Raw genomic sequence first — 8067 nt, forward strand, 5'->3', positions numbered from 1 at the left:
ACTCGGCGGCAGGGAATTTCAACTCCGTACGGGTGGAGATGGCTCACCTTGAGCAGTTCAGGATACTTTCTGGAAGATGCGGGTTTGGCCCTGATAACGGATCAGTGGCCCTTCACCGGTGGGGCAAAAGGGGACAGATTTATTTTCCTGTTTTGAAACCTGCACCGCTAATCACCTTACCCGTATTCAACAGTGCAGAGACGAAGCTGAAGTCTCTTCATCGCAGGAACTCCAGAAGAACAATATTGCGTTTATCACTGCACCTCTTGCCAATACTCTGTCCGGCCTTTTTCCTTCTGCGGTGCATCGATAAATGCGGCTATCCGGGTCCAGATTTTATCCCGGTGACGGTGGAAAATGTCGTTATGTCCGGCGTCGGCCACGGTAACCATGCTTTTATACGGGGACGGATAGCGTTGATACAACGTCTCGGCTAACTGCAGCGGTATCTGCCGATCGCGTTCGCCGTGGATAAACAGAGCCGGTGCCGTAACCCGCTCCAATTTGGCGGTCTGATCAAAGGGCCGCCGGTTCACGAACATACGTAACCAGCCCATCCCGGCTTCGCTCATCACTTCATGGGCGCTGGTGAACGTACCCACCAGAATCAGGCCCCCAAACTCACGCTCTTGTGCCAGATCCACTGCTACAGCGGAACCCAACGAACGCCCGAGGAGAAAGATATTTTCCGGTGCAAAGTTCAGCTCTTGGGTGGCGTAGCGCAATGCGGCTTTGGCATCGTTATACACGCCAGCCTCACTGGGTTCTCCTTCACTACGGCCGTAACCACGGTACCCCACCAGCAACACGTTCACGCCGGTTTGCGCCAGATGCCAAGCTGAGTTCAGACGGTGCAGTGAATGTCCGAAGTTGCCGTGAAAATACAGCACCAGCTTTTGATTATCGGGTTTAGGAAGGTAAAACGCATGCAGGCGAATCTGATCGTCGGTGGTGAATTCCACATCCTGTACGCCACTGTCGTCCAGGTTGTAGTTATCCACGTTGAAGCGCATGGGGTGAAAGGCAAAACTCTTAATAATGGTATCTGAACAACCACTCATCATGAGCGTCAGCATCGAGAAGATTAGGCAACGCAGAAGTTGGCCCATAGGAGCCTCCTCACATTTGGTTGAGCGGAATTTTCAAATAACTGATTCCATTCTCCTCTTCCCTGGGTAAATGCCCGCCCCGGATATTCAGCTGCACCGCGGGCAGCATCAGGGTGGGCAGGTCCAATGTTTTATCACGGGCTTCGCGTACAGCAACAAATGCGGCTTGAGAGGTATCTTCACGGATATGCAGATTCAGCGTCTTCTGCTCTAGCACCGTGGTTTGATAGTTGTAATGATCACGCCCATCACCAGGATAGTCGTGACAAACGTAGATCGGAGTTTCGTCAGGCAGTGTGTATAAGGTCTGGATTGAATCGTAGAGTGTCGCCGCACTGCCACCGGGGAAGTCACAACGGGCGGTGCCGAGATCGGGCATAAACAACGTATCACCCACAAAGAGCTGATCATCGATCAGGTAGCTGACGCAGGCGGGCGTATGGCCCGGTGTATGAATCACTCTGCCCTGAAGATTACCAACCTGAAAGGTTTCACCGTCTTTGAATAAACGTTGGAACTGATGACCGTCACACCTGAAGCTACCATCCAGATTAAAAAGCGCAGCAAAGGTGTGTTGTACTTCAGTGACCCGACTGCCAATCCCCAGCTGACCACCCAGCTTTTCCTGCAGATACGCGGCCGCACTGACATGGTCGGCATGGACGTGGGTATCCAATATCCATTGCACTGTCAGCCCCTGCGCGAGCACGAAGTCGATAATCGGGTCTGCAATGCTATTGTCAGTGCGGGCAGAGATACTATCAAATCCCAGTACCGGATCGATCACCGCACAAGCCTTGCTGTCCCGATCCACCACCACATAACTCAGTGAGCCGGTGCTTTCGTCAAAGAAATGGGTAACGCCCGGTTGAGGCATACCGTCCCTCCAGAGTGACGCTGCATGTGTCTGTAGCTTAGGCTAAATACGACATTTTGGAATCTAAAACGGCGTACTGGGTGAGTGGGAGACACCTGCCGGTTGACGTTGAATATGGGTTAACCCTAAGGTTACGAACAGGCTTCACGCATCAGCATATTAAGGACGCAGACCCACTATGAATTACTCAGTCACCGCCTCTACAAACCCGGACGGATACCTGCTAACCCATTACGGTAAGATCAAAGCCGAATCCTGTGACTACAACGGCCACCTGAACGAAGGGCATGCGCTGGTGATGCTATCGCTGGCGACCGATACCATTCTGGATGCCATTCAGCTGGATGCCGCCGGACGGGAACGCCTGAATTTCAGTGCGTTTACCATACAAAACAACCTGTATTACCGCGCGGAGGGGCATGAAGGTCAGGATGTATTCGCCCAGTCCCAGCTGCTGTCCTTTGATGAAAAGCGATTACGTATGTTTCATCGTCTGATCGATGCGGAAAGTGGCGCGGTACTGGTGGAGCTGGAATGCCTGATGCTGGGTGTGGATATGGCTATCCGTAAGTCTGCTTGCTGGCCGGAAGGGGTGAGTGAAGGGTTAGCGCAGCTGCGTAAGAAACAGCAAGATCTGCCCCGCCCGGATAATGCCGGACGAGCGATTGAGAAACCGGTGTTGGGATAAAGGCTTTCAGTCTGTCGCCGTGTTACGCATTATCGGTTATCGAGACCCGCTGTATGGATTCCCACGGGGGACCGTGGGAACCAGAAAATCGCTGCGCTCAGTTGTGCCTCGTTCCCACGCTCCTGCGTGGGAATGCAGACTGTCAGGCTAAAAACCCCAGAACTAAAAATTAGCGTTCGCCCTGCACTTCAAAATCATCCGCACGTAACAGTGCGGAACCGTCTGCCTGTAGCGCCCAGTGTTCATGATGCACCACACCGAAGGCTTTGTTCATGGTCCATTTTGAGGTGAGGATATAGCCATCGTCACCTTCGGGAGTCCACTCTACGTCCTGATAGTCCACCGAGTGGAAACCGTCGTCGATGATCTTCTGCCAGAAGGCCTGAATCTCTCCCCGACCGGTAAATGTGCCAAACGGGCGCGCCTGCATCACAGCACCTTCTTCATATTGTGCTGCGCAACCTGCGGCATCCTGTGAATTAAAGGCCTGTTGCCAGCGGGCGATGGCGGCTTTAGCAGCATCTAGCGTTGCGTTGTGATTAGTCATCGTGATCTCCCATCCATTATCTTAGTTGGGATTACTGTACGCCTGGCATTATGACCAAAAAACAGATCTATCAAAAATCATCGTTTGCTTTTTACGGACAATAAAATCCTATGAATAACCTGCGCCAGATGTCTGTTTTTGCCCGCATCGTAGAGTGCGGTTCGATCAGTGCAGCCGCTGATTCACTCGACCTGTCCAAATCAGTCGTCAGCCAGCACCTGAAAACGCTGGAGTCGGAACTGGGGGTGCCCCTGTTGAAACGCACCACCCGTCGGCAGACATTAACGCCTGCCGGTGAGGTGTTTTACACCCAATGTCAGCAGTTGAACCAACTGGCCGCAGATGCGTGGGATCAGGCGCAAAGCAATCAGTCCGTTCCCCGCGGGAAGATTAAAATTACCGCCCCCCATGCATTGATGGGGCCGTTAATTGCCCCGGTTATCGGTCAGCTGATGCAACAATATCCACAGATCGAACCGCAACTGATCGCCAGCGATGAGCAGCAGGATCTGATGCAGCACGGGATTGATCTGGCTATTCGGGTGGGACATTCACAGGAAAGCAGTTACCGGCAGCGGCGTATTGGCGCATTTCGTGATGTGCTCTGCGGTACTGCAACTTATATCAACAGCGGTCCAACAGACAGCCTGAATTACATCGCCAACCGCTGGCAGGGAAAGCAGATTAAGCATCAGCTTATCCACAAGGAAAATAGCAGTCGCCGCAAGCTGACGTTTGCTCCGGGCTGCACGGTAGATTCCCTTTACACCACATTAGCGCTGCTGGAAGCCGGTGCCGGGATCGGTATCATCCCCGACTTCATTCTCAACGCTAATGCCTCATCCCTCACCGAAGTGATGCCGAATTATCAACTGAGCAGCGTGCCTATTTTTGCCGTGCATCCTTATCAATCAGGTCTGCCACTGGCGGTGGGAGTCACACTGAATGCCATCGAAGCCGCACTGCAACAGGATTAGAAGAAGTAAAAAAATGCCCCGATTTCTAGTGAATCCGGGGCAAATCGAGGACGCGAGGAGGAGAAATAAGACAATCCAGCGGACTGTATTAACCCCTACGCACGATCTCTGGATTCAGATCTCTAGAGTTACAACAATCCTGATTTAATCAGGTCAAATGATTCCAGTGTCCGCGCCATATCCTGTTCCATATTCTCCCCTTCCTCTGTACATGCATTTCTGATGGGACACATAGCCGTTTTGATAACGTTAGAAAATTTCATGTTGATCTACTCTCGCTGCAATCATCCTCTAAGCTGTTGATTTTTGTTCGGTCAATTTGAAAGTGTAAACCTGACGTTACACCCTGCAGATTCAGCGTTAGGGTGCGTTAACAGTGCATCTGACCTATATCTACAGTTAATAAATTCGCCGCCTTGTGCCTGTCACAGGACAATATCAATTCGCCCAAATCGCCACGATTAGAGGAGGGCTTTTCATGCTTTTTTACAGGTTAATCGCAACCCTGTTAACGCTTAGCTTATGCAGCCTGCTTAACCTAGCGCACGCAAAACCCTTAGATATTAAACACCTCTCTGCCGCGCCCTATGCTCCCGACCGGGTGCTGGTCAAGTTTAAAGCGGGCTCCGCCGCAAGTGAGATCGGACAAGCCCACCGCGCCGTCAACGGGCAACACCGCTCCACCCTCGAGTCTATTGGCGTTCAGGTCATCCAGGTACCCAGCGGAGATGTACCTGCTGCGGTAAAGGTGTATCAGTCCAACCCCAACGTCCTTTACGCCGAGCCTGACTACTACCGCTTACTGGTGATGCCGAATGAGGAAGTAGGACCGACCCCAGGGGGTGGGGCCAACTATTTCAGCGAACAGTGGTATCTGCATAACGACGGTCAGGATCATGCCTATGTCCGTTCAACCATATTTGGTGAAGAGCTCGCCATTACCTCAGGTACGGTCGATGCTGACATCAATGCTCCGGCGGCCTGGGATCTGAATACCGGTCGAGCCACCACCGATTCTACGGCCGGTGATACGCCCAAAGTCGCCGTACTGGATAGCGGTGCGGCCTGTCATACGCTGGAATTGGAGGGCAAGTGTATTGAACAGGTGAACGAAGTTGGCCTGTCTGTCGGCTATTTTGATAACTGTTCAGTCACCGATCCCGCCTGTGACAATCTGGGCCACGGTACTTTTGTCAGCTCGGAGGTCGCTGCCAATACCAATAACGGAGAAGGCATGGCTGGCACCGGCTGGGATACCAGTGTGGGCATTTTTAAAGTCTGTTATCAGGAGCTGGTCACCGACGGTGTTAATTTATTCACAGTTGGTTTGTGTCCTGTCTCTCACTCTGCAGCCGCCATCGAAAAAGCCTCACTGGATCAGTTTGAAGGAGGGCTTCTGGTGCGCAGCCGCTACCATGTGATCACCATGAGCTACGGCAGCGACTGGATTGATGCCGTGGGGAACATCACCCCCACCACCCCTTCCAACGCCGAATGTGATGCGATCGCCAACGCCTGGGATCGCGGTGTGGTGGTGGTTGCCGCTGCCGGTAACAACGGTAATACCACCCGTGTGTACCCGGCCGCCTGCACCCATCCGGTCAGCGGCGAGTCAACGGTGATTTCTGTTGCCGCATCGGATCATAATGATGATCGCGCCAGCTTTTCCACATACAGCTGGCCATCCGATCCCTGGGTTTCACTGGCCGCCCCCGGCGAAGCGATTTTTGGCATTCTGCCTGAATTTAAGTGTGGTATCCCGGCGGGCAGCGACAGCTGTGTCAACTGGTGGGACGGTACTTCCATGGCAGCTCCGCTTGTAGCTGGTGGCGCAGCATTGGTATGGACGGATCTGTACGAGGACAACGCGGGCTTAGCTGGCCCGGGCAGTTGTGATATTGATGGTGTGCCCTGTAATCAGGTGGTCCGGCAACGTCTGCAAAACGGTGCAGCCACTGTCGGCGCCAATGGCCAGAATATGCTGAACTGGACCCAATACGGCCGGCTTGACCTTGCTGCTGCGCTGGCCGCTCCGATTGCCGCATTCAACTACAACTGTACGGGCTATGACTGCAGCTTTGATGCCAGCAACGCATCGGGTAATGGTCTTTCATATGCCTGGGACTTTGGGGTCAACGGAGCAACTTCCGATACTGAAGCCAGCACGTATAACTATGGCAGTAGCGGCCGTTACACCGTGTCCCTAACCATTACCGACATAGAAGCCAGCACATCAACAGTCTCCGTCGAGCTTAACCTCAAGAACAACAAACGTACCGTGAGTGGTGATGTCACAGCAGGAGGCGGTGACGGAGGAGATGGCGGTGATGGCGGCAGTGGGAACTGTCCGCCTGGTAAAGCCGCAAAAGGGAAGTGCTAAATCGCTCTTCCCCCCTCAGCCAGTCTGACGTAAAGGACTGGAATTATTGATTATAAAGTGGCCTGACAACACATCTCAGGCCACTTCTATCGAGCGCCTTATCTCATCTCAGCCAGTAATTCCTTAGTATCTGCAATACGTGCATAAGCAAAGCCCAACGCTGCCATAAAGGCTGCATGTACCTGTTTAGCAGGCACCGTAATACCGTTAAACTCCTGATCACGGGTTGCGCAGGCATCCTGTGCAACCGTTACTTCGTAGCCGAAGTCTGCGGCGGCACGCACACCGGCATCGATGCACATATGGCTCATCGCGCCTACAACCACTAAGTTATCAATCTTCAGCTCATCCAGAGTCGCTTTCAGGTTAGTATCGCGAAAGCTATTGGCCGCATGCTTTAACACCACCGGCTCTCCTTCCTGTGCAGCAACACTCGTGTGAATCCTGGCACCTTCAGAACCGGCTACAAAAAACGGAGCATCCTCAGCCGAAAATTCATGCCGTACATGTACCACCGGCAACCCTTTATTACGGAATTCAGCTAGCAATCTAGCCCCATTGTCAGCTGCGGCCTGCGTGCCTTCCAGCTCCCATTTTCCATCCGCAAAGTAGTCATTCTGAAAATCGATCAGTAATAGCGCGGTATTCAACATTGTTTGGTACTCCCGTTGTGCGTAAGTGGATCGGTTATTGGCTTGATGAGATCTATTATCCGATGCAACCGAGCTCTATACTGGAGTCAAATCCGGCATATTTAGCGCAATAACTGACAATCACATGAGCCAACATACAGCCACCATCAATATCGCCATTGTGCAGTACCCTGGCGCCATGCAATCTGCCGTGGAAGGTCTGCGTGAGCTGTTTGGCTTGGCGAATCGCCTCAGCACCGAGCAAGGTTCTGCTGCGCCCTTTAATATCTGTATTCAGGATGGGTGGCAGATAACCGAAACAGACAAAACAACAAAACTGCCATTTCAGGTCATTATTCTTCCCCCCTGTATAGACGGCACCTATTACGGCGAAGAGCATCAGACACTGACGCGATGGCTAAAGGCACAACACCAACTCGGTGCGGTACTTTGCTCGGTCTGTGCGGGGGCATTTATTCTGGCGCAAACAGGTCTGCTGGATCAGCGCCCGGCCACAACCCATTGGGTGCTGGCTGAACGTTTTAGCGAGCATTTTCCTGCCGTACATCTGGATGCCAATAAGATCCTGATCAACGATGGTGATCTGATCACCGCGGGAGGACTGATGGCCTGGCTGGATCTGGGGCTAGAGCTGGTCGCTCAATTCGCCCACCCTGCACTGATGCGGCAGCTGGGTAAACAGCTGGTCGTGGATACCGGGCCGCGAGAACAACGTTACTATCGCCGCTTTATGCCCCGGTTAACGCATGGCGACAGCACCATTCTGCAATGTCAGCATCATCTGCAACGTCACTTTCGCGACAGCCTGAGCGTTAAAGGGATGGCAGCTACCTGTC

8 protein-coding genes are annotated in these 8067 nt (G+C 52.9%); 4 read left to right on the forward strand and 4 right to left on the reverse strand.

Annotation, left to right across the window (positions count from 1 at the left end):
• Positions 1–254: 254 nt before the first annotated feature.
• Positions 255–1109: an alpha/beta hydrolase gene (locus ABYW01_RS08680; protein WP_372832097.1), complete on the reverse strand. Its 855-nt coding sequence runs from the start codon at positions 1107–1109 to the stop codon at positions 255–257.
• Positions 1110–1119: 10 nt separating this feature from the next.
• Positions 1120–1986 carry an MBL fold metallo-hydrolase gene (locus ABYW01_RS08685; RefSeq protein WP_372832099.1) on the reverse strand — a complete coding sequence of 289 codons (867 nt, stop codon included), beginning with the start codon at positions 1984–1986 and terminating at the stop codon, positions 1120–1122.
• 178 nt (positions 1987–2164) lie between these two features.
• Here ABYW01_RS08685 and ABYW01_RS08690 point away from each other — a divergent pair, with 178 nt between their 5' ends.
• Complete coding sequence (locus tag ABYW01_RS08690; protein ID WP_372832101.1) at positions 2165–2674, forward strand: thioesterase family protein; 510 nt, start codon at positions 2165–2167, stop codon at positions 2672–2674.
• A gap of 169 nt (positions 2675–2843) precedes the next feature.
• Here ABYW01_RS08690 and ABYW01_RS08695 read toward each other — a convergent pair whose 3' ends face one another.
• Positions 2844–3221, reverse strand: a complete 378-nt coding sequence (locus tag ABYW01_RS08695; protein ID WP_372832102.1) for a nuclear transport factor 2 family protein — start codon at positions 3219–3221, stop codon at positions 2844–2846.
• Positions 3222–3331: 110 nt separating this feature from the next.
• Between ABYW01_RS08695 and ABYW01_RS08700 the strand changes: the two genes are divergently transcribed.
• Positions 3332–4198, forward strand: a complete 867-nt coding sequence (locus ABYW01_RS08700; RefSeq protein WP_372832103.1) for a LysR family transcriptional regulator — start codon at positions 3332–3334, stop codon at positions 4196–4198.
• Between the two features lie 478 nt (positions 4199–4676).
• The gene (locus tag ABYW01_RS08705; RefSeq protein ID WP_372832104.1) at positions 4677–6578 is read left to right on the forward strand and encodes a S8 family serine peptidase; all 1902 of its coding nucleotides are present in this window, start codon (positions 4677–4679) and stop codon (positions 6576–6578) included.
• A gap of 98 nt (positions 6579–6676) precedes the next feature.
• Here ABYW01_RS08705 and ABYW01_RS08710 read toward each other — a convergent pair whose 3' ends face one another.
• Positions 6677–7231: a cysteine hydrolase family protein gene (locus tag ABYW01_RS08710; protein ID WP_372832106.1), complete on the reverse strand. Its 555-nt coding sequence runs from the start codon at positions 7229–7231 to the stop codon at positions 6677–6679.
• A gap of 124 nt (positions 7232–7355) precedes the next feature.
• Here ABYW01_RS08710 and ABYW01_RS08715 point away from each other — a divergent pair.
• On the forward strand, positions 7356–8067 hold a 712-nt coding region (locus ABYW01_RS08715), incomplete at its 3' end, for a GlxA family transcriptional regulator (RefSeq protein ID WP_372832107.1).

The sequence above is a fragment of the Pontibacterium sp. genome (assembly GCF_041587635.1).
Classification (GTDB): domain Bacteria; phylum Pseudomonadota; class Gammaproteobacteria; order Pseudomonadales; family Balneatricaceae; genus Pontibacterium.

Bases quoted from the DNA above. Each gene is read 5' to 3' on its own strand.
- ABYW01_RS08685 (WP_372832099.1), bottom strand. From the start codon at position 1,986: ATGCCTCAACCGGGCGTTACCCATTTCTTTGACGAAAGCACCGGCTCA.
- ABYW01_RS08700 (WP_372832103.1), top strand. From the start codon at position 3,332: ATGAATAACCTGCGCCAGATGTCTGTTTTTGCCCGCATCGTAGAGTGC.
- ABYW01_RS08680 (WP_372832097.1), bottom strand. From the start codon at position 1,109: ATGGGCCAACTTCTGCGTTGCCTAATCTTCTCGATGCTGACGCTCATG.
- ABYW01_RS08690 (WP_372832101.1), top strand. From the start codon at position 2,165: ATGAATTACTCAGTCACCGCCTCTACAAACCCGGACGGATACCTGCTA.
- ABYW01_RS08695 (WP_372832102.1), bottom strand. From the start codon at position 3,221: ATGACTAATCACAACGCAACGCTAGATGCTGCTAAAGCCGCCATCGCC.
- ABYW01_RS08710 (WP_372832106.1), bottom strand. From the start codon at position 7,231: ATGTTGAATACCGCGCTATTACTGATCGATTTTCAGAATGACTACTTT.
- ABYW01_RS08705 (WP_372832104.1), top strand. From the start codon at position 4,677: ATGCTTTTTTACAGGTTAATCGCAACCCTGTTAACGCTTAGCTTATGC.